This window comes from Pseudomonas sp. Irchel s3b6 (assembly GCF_900187415.1).
Classification (GTDB): Bacteria; Pseudomonadota; Gammaproteobacteria; order Pseudomonadales; family Pseudomonadaceae; genus Aquipseudomonas.
In genome coordinates this window covers 1-16,383 of sequence record NZ_FYDM01000003.1, presented here as the reverse complement: position 1 = coordinate 16,383, position 16,383 = coordinate 1, and the positions used below count along the sequence as shown (strand labels likewise).

Below are 16,383 nucleotides of genomic sequence, written 5' to 3'. Positions count from 1 at the left end.
TATCGCAGGACTGCAATAAACGTTGGTCGCACAACAAGAACGCGACTCCAGTCAGAAAAAGGAGCAAGTCAGATGACTCGCATACGCAAGTGGCTACCGAAACTCGCCCTGGTGGCAGCATCGGTCATGGCGATTTCGGCAACGGCCGGGGCCGCTGAAAAACCCAACATTCTGGTGATCTTCGGCGACGACATTGGCCAGACCAACATCAGTGCCTATTCCATGGGGGTGGTCGGCTACAAGACGCCAAACATCGACCGGATTGCCAAGGAAGGCATGATGTTCACCGACTACTACGCGGAGAACAGCTGCACCGCCGGGCGTTCGTCGTTCATCACCGGCCAGACGCCTTTGCGCACCGGTCTGTCGAAAGTCGGCATTCCGGGGGCTCCGGTTGGCTTGCAAAAGCGCGATATCACCATCGCCCAGGCCCTCAAGTCCCAAGGCTATGCCACTGGCCAGTTCGGTAAAAACCACCTGGGCGACCGGGATGAATACCTGCCGACCAACCACGGCTTCGACGAGTTCTTCGGCAACCTGTACCACCTCAACGCCGAAGAGGAACCGGAACGCCCGTACTGGCCCAAGGACGATGCCGAATTCGTCAAGGCCAACTCGCCACGCGGCGTGATCCACAGCTTCGCCGACGGCAAGATCGAAGACACCGGCGCCTTGAACAGCAAGCGCATGGAAACCATCGACGACGAGACCACCGCGGCTGCCCAGGCGTTCATCGAGAAGCAGGCCAAGGCGGACAAACCGTTCTTCGTCTGGATGAACACCACCCGCATGCACTTGTTCACTCACGTTCGCGAGTCGATGAAGGGCCAGAGCGGCATGCCTGGCAACGACTATGCCGACGGCATGATCGAACATGACAACGATGTGGGCAAACTGCTCAAGACCCTCGATGACCTGAAGATCACCGACAACACCATCGTCGTCTACACCACCGACAACGGCCCGAACCAGTTCTCCTGGCCGGACGCGGCGACCACGCCGTTCCGTAACGAGAAGAACTCCAACTGGGAAGGCGCCTACCGCGTACCGGCGATGGTTCGCTGGCCTGGCAAGATCAAGGCGGGCGAAGTCTCCAACGAGATGTTCTCGGGTCTGGACTGGTTCCCGACGCTGCTGGCTGTCGCCGGTGACAACAGCGTGAAAGAGAAGCTGCTCAAAGGTTGGGCGCCGACGTCTGGCGGCACCAACTTCAAGGTGCATCTGGACGGCTACAACCAGCTGCCTTACCTGACCGGCCAACAGCCCAAAGGCGAGCGCAAGGAGTTCTACTACTTCAACGACGACGGCATGCTGGTGTCGATGCGCTTTGACAACTGGAAAGCGGTGTTCTGCGAGCAACGCCAGCCCGGAGGCTTCAGGGTCTGGAGCGAACCCTTCGTCTGCCTGCGCGTGCCGAAAATCCTCAACCTGCGCATGGACCCGTATGAACGCGCCGACGTGGTGTCCGATCAGTACTACGACTGGTTGACCAAAAACGTCTACCTGGCCGCTGTCGCGACCACGAAATCGGCAAAGTTCCTGGAGACCTTCATCGAGTACCCACCTAGCCAACGCCCGGCCAGCTTCAGCATTGACCAGGTTCGTGCGGCCGTGGATGCAAAAATCGCGGAAAAAATGAAAGCGCAACAAGCGGCACAGTAACTCCTGCAAGACCGCCGCTCACCCCTGGTGGGGTGAGCGGCCCTATTTCTTTTTGTCGGTTACCGGGTTGTGCGCAACCCGATTTTTCACAAGGCAATCCGCAATGTCCTCACGTGTCGCCAGCAAGTCGTCGGCCATACCCGCCCCTCACGCCAGCGCCCCAGCGCTGCTGATCCCCGCCCTGCTGCTGTGCGTCTCCGGCGCAGCGGCGCTGGTATATCAGGTGCTGTGGATCAAGCAACTGTCGCTGGTGGTTGGCGTGGAGGTCTATGCCATCACCACCGGCATCAGCGCATTCTTCGCGGGACTAGCCCTGGGTGGCTGGCTGTTCGGGCGCCTGGCCGACCGCGTGCAGCGCCCGGTTCTGCTCTACGCCGGGCTGGAAGTGCTGGTGGCGCTGCTGGGTGTCGGGGCCACGATGGGCATGAGCCTGGCGGCCAGTCCGTTTGCCTGGCTGGAGCAGCACATCGGTGTGGTGGCCTGGGTGTTGCCGTTTGCCCTGGTGGGCATACCGGCGGTGTTGATGGGCGGGACCTTGCCGGTGCTGGTGCGCGCTCTGGCGGCCGATCCCCGGTATCTGGGCAAGGCTGGCGGCCATCTGTATGCGGCGAACACCGCGGGCGCCATCGCCGGGACCTTGCTCACCGGGTTCATACTGATTGCTACCCTTGGCGTGCGTGGCAGCGCGATCGCCGCCGCCATGCTCAACCTGCTGGCCGCCGCCGGGGCCCTGCTGTGGTTCCAGCGCCGGCCACTGACACCCATCGAAGCCTCCGTTCACGTCACGCAACCAGCCGCCCCCGCACGCCTGGCCCTGTGGCTGTATGCGATCGCCGGCGGTATCGCGCTGGGCTACGAGGTGGTCTGGTCGCAATCGATCGTGCAGTTCATGAGTACGCGCACCTACGCGTTCGCCGTCGTGCTGGCGACCTACTTGTGTGGCCTGTTTCTGGGCAGCGTGTGGATGGCCCGGCGCGTTGACCGGGTCCGCGATCCATGGGGGCTGTTCGGTGGGTTGATTACCGGTGCCGGGCTGGTGGCCTTGCTCGAAGTGGCGCTGCTCGGTCGTTGGCTGATCTACCTGCAAACCCAGGGTGAAGCCGCCGCGCTGGCCATCGGTGCCAGTGAACTGGGCGCCATGAGCGTACGCTTTGCCGTCGCGGCCCTGAGCATTGTGTTTGTTCCTACCTTGCTGCTGGGTGCCGCATTCCCCTTGGCATTGCGCCTGAGCGTGGGCCGTGATCGTGTCGGCCAGGACGTCGGCGCTGTCGTGGCATTCAACACCCTGGGCGGCATTATCGGCGTGATGCTCTGCGGTTTCCTGTTGATTCCCTTGCTCGGCCTGGTGCGCACCCTGGGGCTGCTGGCGATCATCGCCGCCGCCGTCGGTTACGTCGCCGTCAGCCGAGGCCACGCCGTGAAGAAAGGCACACGCCAAGGCGTGATCGCCCTGGGCCTGTTGTCCCTGGTCGTAGCGTGGCTGACCCCGGTCGACAAGCTCGCCAGCCTGCTGCCCGGGGCGCGCAATGGCGAACTGGCGTTTTATCAAGAAGGTCGCGGCGGCACAGTGGCGGTGGTTACCCAGGGGCAGCGTGAGCGCACATTCCAGCGCTTGTACATTCAGGGCGTGTCGAACACTGGCGATGCCATGCCGTCGCTGCGCTATATGCGTATCCAGGCCCTGCTGCCGTTGCTGATCCACAACGGCGAACCGCGCTCGGCCCTGGTGATCGGCTTCGGCACCGGCATCACCGCCGGCGCGCTGCTGCGTTATCCGGGGCTCGAGCATCGTGTGGTGGCTGAACTGCTGCCCTCGGTGGTCAAGGCTGCGCCCTTGTTCAAAGGCAACTTCAACGCCGCCGCCGACCCGGCACTGGAGGTACGCCTGCGCGATGGTCGTCAGGCGTTGCTGCGTAGCGAACAACGATACGACCTGATCACCCTTGAACCACCGCCGCCTTCGGCCGCGGGTGTGGTCAACCTGTATTCGCGCGACTTCTACGAACTGGCCGCCAGGCGCCTGGAGAAAAACGGCCTGGTCGCCCAATGGCTGCCGCTGCCCACCCAGAATATCGATGACTCATGCGCGCTGGTGCGTAGCTTCCTCGACGTGTTTCCCTATGCCAACGTCTGGACCAGCGAGTTCCACGAAATGCTGCTGGTGGGTTCTCTGGAACCGATCGAACTGGACGCCGCGCGCATCAGTGAACGTTATGCCCAAGAGAGTGTGCGCAGCACCTTGCAGGATGTCGGCGTGAGTTCGGCGCCTGCGTTGATGGCCACCTGGGTCACCGACCGTGAGGGTTTGACACAGTTTGCCGGCCAGGCCCTGCCCGTCACCGATGACCAGCCACGCATCGAATACGCCCCCTGGGTCCGAGCCCGGGAAATCACCCGCGTGTTGCCGGCCCTGCTGGCGCTGCGTCAGCCGCCGCCGCTGCTTCATGCCGATGCCGCGTTTACCGAGCGAATGAATACCCATCAACAACGCCTGATGCAGTTCTATCGCGCCAGCCTGCACGCCTACGACGGCGACCGCGAAGCCTGGGCCAGGGATATTCGTGAGGTGATGCGAGGGGATGGCGCCAACCCGTACTACCGGTGGTTTGTCGGGGAGTGAGGGGATGCCGGACACCTGCTCCGTGGCGAGCGAGCAAGCTCCCTCGCCACAGAGGCCGCGTTCACGCAGGATTGAGCGGCTTTACTGCATACGCGGACTATTTGAGAGCGGGTTTGCCCTAATGCCAGTCAGTTAAGCGAACGCCAGCCTTTGTAGGAGCGAGCGTGCTCGCGATGGACATTAACGATAACGCGTGTTTTCTGATTGAACGCGTTGCTCTTGAGTTCATCGCGAGCACGCTCGCTCCTACAAATTCGACTTCACCTTCTTAACTGACTGGCATTAGGGCTTGCCCGCGAAGCTTTTACTGGGCCTTGAGCTTCACGTAAGACTGGTTCAAGTCATGGGCCCAACCATCCATGACGTTTTTCACATCGTTGGCCGTCATGACTTGCGAATCATTTTCCAGGGACTTGCCGGTGCCTTTGCGCACGACTTCGGCGATGACCTTGTTGTTGCCGCCATCGAGGAACACGGCTTCGGTGGCCAGGTCGGTTTCCTGATCGCGGATACCGGTCGCGGTGCTGACGGCAGCCGCCACCAGTGCAATCGGAATGATTTCGTAAGGCTTCAGGCCTTCGGTGCTGCTGCTGACGCCGGTGATGGCCGCACGCACCACGACCACGCCCGGACCTGGCGCGTTAGCCAACGGCAAAGACTTGGCCAGTTCACGCCTCAGCGCCTGGTCGTAGTAACCAGTAATACCCGACAGTGTGGTCTGAGGGATTTTTTCCGTCGGCTTTGGCAGCGGGTAGAACTGGGTGGGCTCGATGTAAACGCTGGTGTATTGACTGATGTCGAGCTTAGGGTCGACCCAGCGCATCACGTCCACACCCGAAGGCGACTTGGCCTCCTTGAGCTGACTGTAGTCCTTGAGAAAGCCGGAATAATCCTCAGGCTTGGTGATAGTGCTCGAACACCCCACCATTCCCAGGGAGGCGATGCACAGTGTGCTCATCATGAGGGCAAGCTTCATACTGTAACTCCTGTTATAGGGACGACAACGGTAAAGCGAAATGGACTAACAGGTACAGGCAAAAGTTAAATCATTTGCAGTACCGGACTCTGAAAATTCACCCAAGGCTGCAAGCGCCATCACAACCGTCATTTGACAGACGGACGCCGTGGGGCAAAGCTGCACCCAGCTAAAAAAAGCGCGCCGGTATGGCCAACGCATCTGGACCACGGAAGTCGTAATGCCCAAGCATAAAAATAAAGCGATAAACCCTGACCCTGATTCGCCCCCACCCCTGATTTCCCGCTACCTGTTCCCGGTGACCGCCACCGCGCTGTTGCTGGTCATGGCCGGGCTTGGCTGGTTCCTGCTGGCCGGCCAATCGACGCCGCCGCCCTATGTGGCGCCCAGCATCGCCAATGCCCCCGCTGCGCAGGCACCACCCGCCCCTGCACCGCCGGCCACCCTGGTCGACGAACAGCAATGCCAGGGATGCCACACTGAACAGGTCAAGGACTGGCAAGGCTCCCACCACCAACTGGCGATGCAGGTGGCCGATGCCGGGACCGTTCTGGCCAACTTCGACAACAGCACGTTCAAGGGTGAAAAAGAGACCACGCGGTTCTTTCGCAAGGACGACGGTTTCTGGGTCAACACGCCCGGGGCCGACGGCCGGAACGCTGACTTCAAGGTGGCCTACACCTTCGGCATCGCGCCGCTGCAGCAGTACCTGATCGAGGTCGGCGAAGGTCGCCTGCAAGCCTTGGGCGTGGCCTGGGATACCGAGAAAACCCGCTGGTTTCACCTCTACCCGGGCCAGGGTGTGAACTTCAAGAACCCGCTGCACTGGAGCAAGCCGAACCAGAACGCCAACTTCATGTGCGTGGAATGCCACACCACCGGCTACAAGCGTAACTTCGATGCGGCCAGCAACACCTTTGCCAGCCAGTGGAACAGCCTGGGGGTGGGTTGCCAGGCGTGCCACGGCCCGGCGTCGAATCACCTTGAATGGGCCGGCAAGAAAAGCGACCTGATCCATGCAGGCTTTGCCGTGGACCTCAAGGACAAGAACGCCACCACCGAGATCGAAACCTGCGCCCGTTGCCATGCCCGCCGAGCCCCCTTGGGCGACGGCTACACCGTCGGCAAGCGCTTGATGGATGACTACCTGCCCAGCGTACTGACCCGCGAGCTGTACGCGCTGGATGGCAAGATCAAGGATGAAGTGTTCGAGCACGGCTCATTCCTGCAAAGCAAGATGGCCGACAAGGGCGTGCGTTGCAGCAATTGCCACAACCCCCACAGCACCGAACTCAAGGCCCAGGGCAACGGCGTCTGCCTGCAATGCCACAACACCGCGGGCAAAACCACGGTCGCCGGGGTCGACGGCAAAGGCCTGCAAGCCAAAAACTACGACTCGCCTGAGCACCATCGGCATGTCGCCGGCCAACCGGGATCCCAGTGCGTGGATTGCCACATGCCCGGCAAGTTCTACATGGGCAATGACTTTCGGCATGACCACAGCTTCAGCCTGCCCAACCCTGTACGCGCCCAGCAGTTGGGCACGCCCGACGCCTGCCTGACGTGCCACCAGGGCAAGGCCGGCGACAAGGTCACCGAGCAGTTCAAGCTGTGGAGTGCCAACCCCGTGGCCCAGGCGCCGCGCTATGACGAAAGCCTGTGGCAGGTGCGTACCGGCCAGCCCGGTGCCGCGCAAGCACTGTACGAGCAGTTGCAGCGCAGTAACCTGCCGGCCATTCAACGGGCAACCTTGCTGGCGGAACTGGCGCTGTATCCGAGCGAGCAGGCGTTGAAGCTGGCGAGCAAGGACCTAGGCAACCACGACCCGCAGGTTCGCGAGAGTGCCATTCACGCGGTCAGCGCCTTCCTTCCCCCCGCCGAACGCGTGGCGTTGTTCACGCCGTTTTTGAGCGATCCGGTCAAGGCGATCCGCATTGCCGCCGCCCGGGATTTGCTGAGCGTGGCCAACACATTGGGTGCCGCTCAGAAGCAATGGAAGGCGGCCATCGATGAGTATGAGCAGGTTCAATTGAGCCTGGCCGAACGCGCCGAAGCCAACCTCAACCTGGCGATGCTCTACCAGGCCAGTGGACGCAGTGCCGAGGTCGAACCGCGGTTGCAAGCCGCCCTGCAGCGCGACCCGGACTTCTTCCCGGCATTGGTGACACTGGTGCAATGGCTGGAGTCACGCGGGCGCAAGGAGGAGGCGCAGGCGTTGCTGGCCACGAGCCTGAAGGAGCACCCGGATGCCGCACTGCTCCAGCACACCCAAGGCCTGGCCCTGATTCGTGCGGGCAAGACCGCCCAGGCCATGCCGGCCCTGCGCAATGCCGCGCGCCTGGAGCCGCTGAATGCACAGTACGGTTATGTACTGGCCGTGGCCCTGTACGAGGGTGGCAAGATCGATGAAGCGTGCGCACTGCTGGAAAAACTGGTCAAACAGCAACCAGCCAACCGCAATGCACGGTTGTCGCTGATCCAGTACTACCTGGACAACGGCCAGGAACCCAAGGCCCAGGTCTTGCTGCAAGGCTGGAAGCAGTTGAACCCGCAGGATCCGGCGCTCAAGTGAGCGCCAAACCCTGTCCACCCGCGCCATTGCGGGTGGACAGCAGGCGATAGGCAGAACCCCACAGGGTATTTCAGCGTCGGCGAAACAACGGCCGAGGCTCGATCACCGAGCGACCATACTGCACGCTCATGCCCGCCAGGCCTTTGAGTGCATCGTCGACGCACTTGTCTTCGCGCACGGCGAACGCATCGAACCCGCACTGACGCATATGGCTGAGCTGGTCACGCAGCACGTCGCCCACCGCCCGCAGCTCCCCCGTCCAGCCCAAACGCGTGCGCAACAGGTACGCCTGACTGTAGGCCCGGCCATCGCGAAAGCTGGGAAACTCCAACGCGATCATGGGCAACCGGGGCAACCAGGGTTCGAGGCTTTCCACCTCGTCATCCGGCCCCAGCCACACGGCATCCGAGGCGCGACGGTGCTCATGCCATAGCGCCAGGGGCCAGATCAACGGCCCGACCGGCCGTTGCGCATCAATGTCCTTGATCAAGGTCCATGGATCATCGTCGACCTTGTGGGCAACGCCATCCAACAGGCGTAGCAGATTGTTCATGCCGCGCCCTCCAGGGTCTTGGGGTAGATGCACTCCTTGAATGGCTCCAGCCCGATACGCTGCACGGTGTCGACAAACCGCTCTTCACTTTCCCGGTAGCGAACAAAGGTCGCGATGATCTGCTCGATCACCCCGGGCACTTCAGCCGCGCTGAACGACGGACCGATCACTTTGCCCAACGCACTGTTTTTGCCCTGGGCACCCCCCAGAGTGATCTGGTACCACTCGCTGCCGTTCTTATCGACCCCGAGAATGCCGATGTTGCCGATGTGGTGGTGACCGCAGGCGTTCATGCAACCGGAGATATTGAGACTGATATCCCCCAGGTCATGCAGGTAGTCGAGGTCGTCGAAGCGTGCCTGGATGCCTTGGGCAATCGGAATCGACTTGGCGTTGGCCAACGCACAGAAATCACCGCCAGGGCAGGCAATGATGTCGGTCAGCAAGCCGATGTTCGCGCACCCCAACCCGACCTCGCAGGCCAGGCACCACAAAGCGTACAAGTGCGCCTTGGGCACGTCCGGCAGCACGATGTTCTGCTCGTGGGCAATGCGGATCTCACCGAAGCCGAACTGCTCGGACCAGTCGGCCACCGCGTCCATCTGCCGGTCAGTGACGTCACCCGGAGGCGCGAACAGGCCGGGCTTGGTCGACAGCACCACACTGGCGTAACCCGGCACTTTATGCGGCTGTACGTTGCGCGCCACCCAGCGCGCGAACGCCGGGTTTTCGGCCAGCCGCGTGCCGAAATCCAGATCAGTGTCCGCCAATCGATCGTAGCTCGGCGGCACGAAGGCGCTGGCGACCCGCTGGTACTCGAGTTCGGTCAACTGTGCCGGGCCGTCCTTGAGGTGTTGCCACTCCTGCTCCACTTCCCTGGCAAAGGCGTCGATCCCCAGGGCCTTCACCAGGATCTTGATCCGTGCCTTGTACTTGTTGTCGCGCCGACCATGACGGTTGTACACCCGCAACACCGCCTCGACGTAGGACAGCAGGTGCTGCCAGGGCAGGCCTTCACGGATCTGCAGGCCGAGGATCGGCGTGCGCCCCAGGCCACCGCCGACGATGACCCGTAGCAGCATCTGCCCGGAGGCATCCGGGTAAAGGTACAGGCCGATGTCATGCATCATGATCGCCGCGCGGTCCTGTACGGCCGAGCAGATGGCGATCTTGAACTTGCGCGGCAGGTACAGGAACTCGGGGTTGATGGTCGACCACTGCCGCAGGATCTCCGCCAGGGGACGCGGGTCGATCAACTCGTCCGCCGCCACCCCGGCAAACGCCTCGGTGGTGATGTTGCGTACACAATTGCCAGAGGTCTGGATCGCATGCATTTCGACTTCGGCCAGGCGCTGGAGAATGTCCGGCACCTGCGCCAGTTCGATCCAGTTGAACTGCAGGTTCTGCCGGGTGGTGAAGTGGCCGTAGCCACGATCGTAATCCCGGCCGATGCTGGCCAGCGTGCGCATCTGCCAGGCATTCAGGGTGCCGTAGGGAATGGCCACCCGCAGCATGTACGCGTGCTTTTGCAGGTACAGGCCGTTCTGCAGGCGCAAGGGCAAGAACTCTTCCTCGCTCAAGGCGCCGGCCATGAACCGTTCGACCTGATCGCGAAACTGCTCAACCCGTTCAAAGACCAGGGCCCGGTCGTAGTCATCGTACTGATACATGTCGCTACCTCATCAGGGTGATCGGGCTCTACGGCTCGTTTCAAGGTGAATGACTATGGATCAGCAGCTCAGGACGTTACAGATTCAGCTAACCACTAAAAAACCAGATCAGACCCCATCCAATTGCCGTAGACATGGGTAATTTCTGATCCGTATTAATGTGCTTTTTCTGAGCCTGTTTTGTTTCCCCGGGTGTTTCTACAGTTCACACCCTGCCAGACCGGGTGGCCTGGCATGACTTTGCAACCGTGGAAGCAATGACCATGAGCACAGCAACAATCGGACAGGCCTATAACTACAAGGTCGTCCGCCAATTCGTCGTGGCAACAGTGGTATGGGGTGTTATCGGGATGGCGATGGGCGTGTGGATCGCCTCGCAGCTGGTGTGGCCGGAGGCGAACCTCGACCTGCCCTGGACCACCTTCGGCCGCTTGCGGCCGCTGCACACCAGCCTGGTGATTTTCGGCTTTGCCGGCAGCGCACAGTTTGCCGCCAGCTACTACGCGGTACAGCGGACCTGCCAGGTACGGCTGTATTCGGACAAGCTGGCGGCGTTCACCTTCTGGGGCTGGCAATCGGTAATCGTCAGCATGTTGATCACCCTGCCGCTGGGCTACACCACCACCAAGGAATACGCCGAGATCGAGTTCACCGGCGCGGTGTGGATGACCGTGGTCTGGGTGGCCTATGCCATCGTGTTCTTCACCACCGTAGTGCAGCGCAAGACCAAACACATCTATGTCGGTAACTGGTTCTTTGGCGCGTTCATCGTGGTCATCGCCATGCTGCACGTGGTCAACCACCTGTCGATCCCGGTGGACTGGTTCAAGTCCTACCCGGTGTATTCCGGGGCCACCGACGCCATGGTCCAGTGGTGGTACGGCCACAACGCCGTGGGCTTCTTCCTGACCACCGGCTTTCTGGGGATGATGTACTACTTCGTGCCCAAGCAGGTCGGCCGCCCGGTGTACTCGTATCGCCTGTCGATCGTGCACTTCTGGGCACTGATCACCCTGTATATCTGGGCCGGCCCCCACCACCTGCACTACACCGCACTGCCGGACTGGGCCCAGTCACTGGGCATGGCCATGTCGCTGATCCTGCTGGCGCCGAGCTGGGGCGGGATGATCAACGGCATGATGACGCTGTCGGGTGCCTGGCATAAGTTGCGCACCGATCCGATCCTGCGCTTCCTGGTGCTGTCCCTGGCGTTCTACGGCATGTCGACCTTCGAAGGCCCGATGATGGCGATCAAGACCGTCAACGCGCTGTCCCACTACACCGACTGGACCATCGGCCACGTCCATGCCGGCGCCCTGGGTTGGGTAGCGATGATCACGTTCGGCGCGACCTACCACATGATCCCGAAGATCTTCGGCCGCGAACAGATGCACAGCGTGCCACTGATCAACCTGCACTTCTGGCTGGCGACCATCGGCACCGTGCTCTACATCGCCTCGATGTGGGTCAACGGCATCACCCAGGGCCTGATGTGGCGCGCCATCAACGACGACGGCACCCTCACCTACTCCTTCGTCGAAGCGCTGCAGGCCAGCCATCCTGGCTTCATCGTGCGGTTTACCGGGGGGGTGTTCTTCCTCGGCGGCATGCTGCTGATGGCCTACAACACCTGGCGCACCGTGCGGGTTGCCGACGCAACGCTGGCCGAGCGCGAAGCGCAGTTTGCCTGATTGCCCCACGACGCAAGCCGCCCCGGCTTGCGTCACTCACCCGAGGGAACGTTGATCATGATGGAAGTGATGCTGAATCTGGCGGCGGTGGCGTGCCTGTATCTGTCGGTGGAGTACTGCTTGCGGCATCAATCGCCCGAGAGCCTGGACGATGCCAGCCTGATCCCCTTTGCCGACGACCCCGACGTAGCACGACGGGTGGAACAGGCCACCGGTAAGACTATCAACGCGGTTGCACCGGAGGTGGCGAAGCCGGGTTGGGGTAATGTGGAAGTTTGATGCGCTCCCACAGGGTTAGATGCCCGCCACAAAGACGGGCGCTGGCCCCAACTACCTCACCCCCGCTCACGCGGAATCAGGCTCTGCAGCTGCTGGGCCAGGAAATTGGCATCAAAGGCAAAGGTGTCCGGGTCTTTCAAACCGTTGGTCTTGCGCCACTGCCACTCGGTCGATGGCGGCAGGCACACCAGTGACACACTGCCATAACGCGCGGCGGTCAGGCCCACCACCGCCAAGGTGATCAACCCGCCGGCGCCCATCACCTCGGGCACGAACTCCACCGGTTTGCCGGCGATCAGAATGCTCAGTTTCTCGGACTTGAAAGCCGAGGTTTCCACCGGCACACTGGCCCCGAACGCGACATAGACCTCCCGGCTCACCTCAAGCAAATTCGGCGTCCTGACCGGTGCCAGCCATTGTTCGATCTGGTCGAACAATTCGCCGATTCGCATGGCCCACACCGCCGACTGGCTTTCAAACACCTGTTTCTTGTGCGCTTCGCTTTCTGCGTAGTGGCGAAGCATTTCACCCAGTTGCTGTACGTCGTCCATTGCGCTGTTCCTCGGACTAACCCGTGTTACGAACACTGAGCATGACAGATGCTCGCGGGCGATGTACGACTAATACCTGCTCGACACCACCGAACTGCACGCCCATGCCGCCGTGGCCTTTGCCTTGGGCGACTGAGTCAGGACGCCTTGGGCGAATGGCGCAAACGTGCCATGCTCAGGGCGTCTACCAGCTGACCGTCACGCACCGCATACTGGCGGAACAGGCCCTCGGTCTCGAAGCCGAACTTGCGATACAGCCCGATCGCCGCGTCGTTGTCCGCATACACCGACAATTCCACCCGTTGCACGTTCATCCAGTTGTCCGCGAGGTCCAGCACCGTGGCCAACAAGCGAGTACCCAAGCCTTTTCCCTGCCACGCCACCGCGACCCCCATGCCGATGTTGGCGCAATGACTGCGCCGAATGCGCGAGAACTGCTCCAGGCCGATGTTGCCGATCACCTGCCCCTGATGCAACGCCACCAGTTGCACCACCCGCTCGTTCCTGGACGCCAGGCGTTCGCGCCAGACCTCGGTGGACTGGTAAGGCGTTTGCAGCACCTGACGAGCAACCGCGGGGTCGTTGTACAGCGTGGTAATGCCCTCGATGTGAGCTTCGCTGAAACGCTCGAGGGTGATGACGGGATCGCAGGTCGACATAGGGAATTCTTCCTTGAAAGCGGTGCTGCGCGGTATCCGTTGCCCGCTGTGATCCAGTGGCCACGTGCAGCCTGGCCTTCGAGGGTAATCGCAATATGCCTGCCTTGGCGAGCGTGGCCTGCTCCCGGGCGTGGGCGTTGATCAGGTGCAGCCCCCCGCCTCTGCGAGTAACCTGTCGTCAGCCGCCTCACCCTCACCACCGCAGGAGCCTCGCGGGTATGGAACTTCACGTTGTGATCAATGGCCGCAAGGACCTCGCAGGCCAGCTGTACCAGCAGCTGCGCAGCGCCATCGAATCGGGCCGCCTGGCCGCCGGCACGCAACTGCCGCCCAGCCGCTTGCTGGCCGAGCAACTGGGGATCTCGCGCAAGACCATCTCCGACACCTATACGCAATTGACCTACGAAAACTACCTGACCGGGATCGTCGGCAAAGGCACCTACGTCAACATCCGGACTTCAGCGCTGGCGCGCAAGCAAAGCCACTCGGAGCTGGCCAGCCGCGAAATCATAGAACGCTGGCGCAACCTGCCGACGTTCCTGCGTCACCCCGCCCCGGACGCTTCATTGCGTTATGACTTCATTGGCGGCGCCACCAGCAAGGGCCTGTTCCCCCGGGACGACTGGCGCCGTTGCACCGCCCATGCACTGCGCCAGGTCGCCAGCGTCATGGGCTTTTACAGTCAGGCCGAAGGTCTCCCGGCCCTGCGCAGTGCCATCGCCCGGCATATCGCGTTTTCTCGCGGGGTGATTTGCCAGGACCAGGACGTGGTGGTGTGCAACGGTGCGCAGCAGGCGCTGGACCTGATTGGCCGGGTGCTGATCCAGCCCGGCAGCCTGGTGGCCATGGAAGACCCCGGCTATCCGCCGGCCCGCCTGCTGTTCGCCTCCCACGGTGCCGAGGTGGTCGGCGTGCCGGTCGATGGCGAAGGCATTCAGGTGGCGTCGATTCCCGAAGGCACCCGGCTGATCTACGTCACGCCCTCGCACCAGTTCCCCTTGGGCATGCCCATGAGCCAGGCTCGACGTGAAGCCTTGCTGGCCAGGGCTCACGCGTTGGGCGCGATTATCATCGAGGATGACTACGACAGCGAGTTCCGCTACGAGGGCCGGCCCACCGACTCCCTGCAGAGCCTGGATCAACACGGGCTCGTGGCTTATGTCGGGACCTTCTCCAAAACCTTGCTGCCCGAGTTGCGGCTGGGTTATGCCATCCTGCCGCCAGCCATCCTCGAGGCGGTCATCCGCGCCAAGCAGTTGACCGACCTGCACACCTCGACCCTGCCGCAATGGGCGTTGGCCAAGTTCATCGACGAAGGCTGCCTGCTCAAGCATATTCGCCGCTGCCACACGGTCTACGCCGGGCGTCGCGAGCGAATCCTGGCGCGGGTTGCCGACGACCTTTCACCCTGGCTTGAGGCCGTGCCGAGCACCGCCGGGTTTCACATGGTGCTGCTGTGCAAGGTGGAGGTGGATGTGTCGCGACTCATCGAGCGAGCGAAAGACGTCGAGGTCGGGCTCTATGGCCTGAGCGAATTCTTTTATCAGCAAGCCCCTCGCGCCGGGCTGTTCATGGGGTTTGGCGCGATCGATACCCTGGACATCGATACCGCCCTGGACCGCCTGCGCGACCTCTTGCAGCAAGTCGCCTGAGGTCTATTGGCATGGGGCTTTTACAGCCAATTGGTCGTTGGCCGCTACCGTATACGGGCCTATCCTGCACGAATGTCACCCCATCCTGAACACGGCCTGTGCGGCTTGAAAAGGGAGCCTGTGCGATGCCCGCGAAAATGATCAACACGGTCCAGGTCCAGGCCGCCCCTGGCTGCTCCGATGAACTGGGCCGGCACTTGCAGCAGATCGTCGACACCTTGCGCCAACTCCCCGATTGCGACACCTACATGGTTGATCGCTGCCCGGAGGATGACAATCGGTGGACCGTCAGTGCCCACTGGCAATCGGAAACCGCCATGCAAACCCACTTCAACTGCCCCGAGGTGCAAGGTTTCATCAGTTTGCTCGACAGTCGACTGGCCAGCAGCATCGACTTCAACAGCTTTCCGATAGTTTGAACGATAACAAGTGCACCCCGGACACTCGCCCGGCGCTCATTGGTCTGCTCAGCTTCGCAACAATTGGCTGTTTGTTGATCCCGGATGCAGGCTTAACGTTAAGCCTGATTCGCACACTTGATCAACACACCCATAGGTGATGAGCATGAGACCGCTACCGTTACTCGCAAGCACCCTGACCGTCCTGAGCCTGCTGGCATCCGCCCCTGTATTGGCCCACGAAGCCGGTGCCCCGTCAGAAAAAGTCACGGTACTGCAGGACGAGATGCTGCAAAACGCACCCGGCAAGAAGGCGCTGATGATCGAAGTCGACTACCTGCCCGGCCAGTCGTCCATCGCCCACAAACATGAGGGCACGGCCATGGCCTACGTGGTCTCGGGGGAGATTGTTTCCCAGGTCAAGGGCGGCAAGGCCATTACCTACAAGGCAGGCGAATACTGGTACGAACCGGCAGGTTCCGAGCACCTGGTGTCGAAAAATGCCAGCAGCACCCAACCGGCCAAATTGCTGGTGTTCATGGTCCTGTCGCCTGACGAGAAAATACTGATCCCACTGCAGAACTGATCACTGAATCGGCCTGCGTGAGCGGGCCTACCCCACAACGAATGAGGGGGGGGGAACACAGGGAATCACGTGTCTAGTCCTGAAATAGGTTTACACCTGTTTCAGTCGCCAAACGCCCGATGCACCGCATCGGGCGTTTTGTATTTCAGGGACAAATGCGGTCGCTCCCGGTTATAGATCAGCACCGATTCGTCCACCATTCTCTTCGCTTCCTCCAGATCCTTTGGGCGATGCAGCAGGAATTCCGTCTTCAGGATTCCGTTTACCCGCTCAGCCATAGCGTTCTGATAGCAGTCATAACCATCCGTCATTGAACAGGTGATGCCGTGCTTGATGTGCAGCCGCTGATAAAGATCGGAGCAGTACTGGGCGCCACGGTCTGAATGATGGATCAGCGTCTGCTTGGTTTGGCGCTGTCCGACGGCGTTCTTGAGCGCCTTGATCACTGACGCGGTGTGCAGGCTCTCATGCACATGATGACCCACGATTTTCCGTGAGTAGGCGTCAGTGATCA

At 61.6% G+C, this 16,383-nt stretch carries 14 protein-coding genes; 8 read left to right on the top strand and 6 right to left on the bottom strand.

Annotated features, from left to right (window positions below; all coding sequences use genetic code 11):
- The first annotated feature begins 72 nt into the window (after positions 1-72).
- Positions 73-1,662, top strand: coding sequence for an arylsulfatase (locus tag CKW07_RS06290; protein WP_095144086.1), 1,590 nt, complete (start codon positions 73-75; stop codon positions 1,660-1,662).
- Between the two features lie 103 nt (positions 1,663-1,765).
- The gene (locus CKW07_RS06285; RefSeq protein ID WP_095144085.1) at positions 1,766-4,282 is read left to right on the top strand and encodes a fused MFS/spermidine synthase; all 2,517 of its coding nucleotides are present in this window, start codon (positions 1,766-1,768) and stop codon (positions 4,280-4,282) included.
- 304 nt (positions 4,283-4,586) lie between these two features.
- Here CKW07_RS06285 and CKW07_RS06280 read toward each other — a convergent pair whose 3' ends face one another.
- Entirely contained in the window at positions 4,587-5,258 is a 672-nt protein-coding gene (locus tag CKW07_RS06280; protein WP_095144084.1) for a DUF3313 domain-containing protein, read from the bottom strand.
- A gap of 220 nt (positions 5,259-5,478) precedes the next feature.
- On the opposite strand from CKW07_RS06280, the gene CKW07_RS06275 reads away from it, so the two are divergent.
- The gene (locus tag CKW07_RS06275; protein ID WP_095144083.1) at positions 5,479-7,830 is read left to right on the top strand and encodes a tetratricopeptide repeat protein; all 2,352 of its coding nucleotides are present in this window, start codon (positions 5,479-5,481) and stop codon (positions 7,828-7,830) included.
- 70 nt (positions 7,831-7,900) lie between these two features.
- Here the strand turns inward: CKW07_RS06275 and CKW07_RS06270 are convergent, their stop codons facing one another.
- Together CKW07_RS06270 and CKW07_RS06265 are read right to left on the bottom strand one after the other, a co-directional pair.
- On the bottom strand, positions 7,901-8,383 hold the full coding sequence (locus tag CKW07_RS06270; protein WP_095144082.1) for a DUF934 domain-containing protein: 483 nt from the start codon (positions 8,381-8,383) through the stop codon (positions 7,901-7,903).
- Positions 8,380-10,053 (bottom strand): nitrite/sulfite reductase, encoded by a 1,674-nt coding sequence (locus CKW07_RS06265; RefSeq protein WP_095144081.1) that lies wholly within the window; start codon positions 10,051-10,053, stop codon positions 8,380-8,382. Before CKW07_RS06265 ends, CKW07_RS06270 begins: the two co-directional genes overlap by 4 nt.
- A 263-nt stretch (positions 10,054-10,316) precedes the next feature.
- Here CKW07_RS06265 and ccoN point away from each other — a divergent pair, with 263 nt between their 5' ends.
- Together ccoN and CKW07_RS06250 are read left to right on the top strand one after the other, a co-directional pair.
- The gene (gene ccoN, locus CKW07_RS06255; RefSeq protein WP_095144080.1) at positions 10,317-11,744 is read left to right on the top strand and encodes a cytochrome-c oxidase, cbb3-type subunit I; all 1,428 of its coding nucleotides are present in this window, start codon (positions 10,317-10,319) and stop codon (positions 11,742-11,744) included.
- Between the two features lie 57 nt (positions 11,745-11,801).
- Complete coding sequence (locus CKW07_RS06250; RefSeq protein WP_095144079.1) at positions 11,802-12,023, top strand: CcoQ/FixQ family Cbb3-type cytochrome c oxidase assembly chaperone; 222 nt, start codon at positions 11,802-11,804, stop codon at positions 12,021-12,023.
- 56 nt (positions 12,024-12,079) lie between these two features.
- Here the strand turns inward: CKW07_RS06250 and CKW07_RS06245 are convergent, their stop codons facing one another.
- Both CKW07_RS06245 and CKW07_RS06240 read right to left on the bottom strand, forming a co-directional pair.
- A complete protein-coding gene (locus CKW07_RS06245) occupies positions 12,080-12,574 on the bottom strand; it encodes a hypothetical protein (RefSeq protein ID WP_095079153.1) in 495 nt (164 codons plus the stop codon).
- 137 nt (positions 12,575-12,711) lie between these two features.
- Positions 12,712-13,233 carry a GNAT family N-acetyltransferase gene (locus tag CKW07_RS06240; protein WP_095144078.1) on the bottom strand — a complete coding sequence of 174 codons (522 nt, stop codon included), beginning with the start codon at positions 13,231-13,233 and terminating at the stop codon, positions 12,712-12,714.
- Between the two features lie 218 nt (positions 13,234-13,451).
- On the opposite strand from CKW07_RS06240, the gene CKW07_RS06235 reads away from it, so the two are divergent.
- The 3 genes from CKW07_RS06235 (at position 13,452) to CKW07_RS06225 (ending at position 15,869) form a co-directional block, all read left to right on the top strand.
- Positions 13,452-14,885 carry a PLP-dependent aminotransferase family protein gene (locus CKW07_RS06235; protein ID WP_095144077.1) on the top strand — a complete coding sequence of 478 codons (1,434 nt, stop codon included), beginning with the start codon at positions 13,452-13,454 and terminating at the stop codon, positions 14,883-14,885.
- Between the two features lie 125 nt (positions 14,886-15,010).
- Positions 15,011-15,304, top strand: a complete 294-nt coding sequence (locus tag CKW07_RS06230) for a putative quinol monooxygenase (protein ID WP_095144076.1) — start codon at positions 15,011-15,013, stop codon at positions 15,302-15,304.
- Positions 15,305-15,449: 145 nt separating this feature from the next.
- Positions 15,450-15,869 (top strand): cupin domain-containing protein, encoded by a 420-nt coding sequence (locus CKW07_RS06225; protein ID WP_095144075.1) that lies wholly within the window; start codon positions 15,450-15,452, stop codon positions 15,867-15,869.
- A 101-nt stretch (positions 15,870-15,970) separates the two neighbouring features.
- Here the strand turns inward: CKW07_RS06225 and CKW07_RS06220 are convergent.
- The coding region (locus CKW07_RS06220; RefSeq protein ID WP_141234429.1) for an integrase core domain-containing protein at positions 15,971-16,383 on the bottom strand (413 nt) is incomplete at its 5' end.

Excerpts from the sequence above, each read along its gene's own strand:
- CKW07_RS06290 (WP_095144086.1), top strand. The coding sequence starts at position 73 with ATGACTCGCATACGCAAGTGGCTACCGAAACTCGCCCTGGTGGCAGCA.
- CKW07_RS06285 (WP_095144085.1), top strand. The coding sequence starts at position 1,766 with ATGTCCTCACGTGTCGCCAGCAAGTCGTCGGCCATACCCGCCCCTCAC.
- CKW07_RS06280 (WP_095144084.1), bottom strand. The coding sequence starts at position 5,258 with ATGAAGCTTGCCCTCATGATGAGCACACTGTGCATCGCCTCCCTGGGA.
- CKW07_RS06275 (WP_095144083.1), top strand. The coding sequence starts at position 5,479 with ATGCCCAAGCATAAAAATAAAGCGATAAACCCTGACCCTGATTCGCCC.
- CKW07_RS06270 (WP_095144082.1), bottom strand. The coding sequence starts at position 8,383 with ATGAACAATCTGCTACGCCTGTTGGATGGCGTTGCCCACAAGGTCGAC.
- CKW07_RS06265 (WP_095144081.1), bottom strand. The coding sequence starts at position 10,053 with ATGTATCAGTACGATGACTACGACCGGGCCCTGGTCTTTGAACGGGTT.
- ccoN (WP_095144080.1), top strand. The coding sequence starts at position 10,317 with ATGAGCACAGCAACAATCGGACAGGCCTATAACTACAAGGTCGTCCGC.
- CKW07_RS06250 (WP_095144079.1), top strand. The coding sequence starts at position 11,802 with ATGATGGAAGTGATGCTGAATCTGGCGGCGGTGGCGTGCCTGTATCTG.
- CKW07_RS06245 (WP_095079153.1), bottom strand. The coding sequence starts at position 12,574 with ATGGACGACGTACAGCAACTGGGTGAAATGCTTCGCCACTACGCAGAA.
- CKW07_RS06240 (WP_095144078.1), bottom strand. The coding sequence starts at position 13,233 with ATGTCGACCTGCGATCCCGTCATCACCCTCGAGCGTTTCAGCGAAGCT.
- CKW07_RS06235 (WP_095144077.1), top strand. The coding sequence starts at position 13,452 with ATGGAACTTCACGTTGTGATCAATGGCCGCAAGGACCTCGCAGGCCAG.
- CKW07_RS06230 (WP_095144076.1), top strand. The coding sequence starts at position 15,011 with ATGCCCGCGAAAATGATCAACACGGTCCAGGTCCAGGCCGCCCCTGGC.
- CKW07_RS06225 (WP_095144075.1), top strand. The coding sequence starts at position 15,450 with ATGAGACCGCTACCGTTACTCGCAAGCACCCTGACCGTCCTGAGCCTG.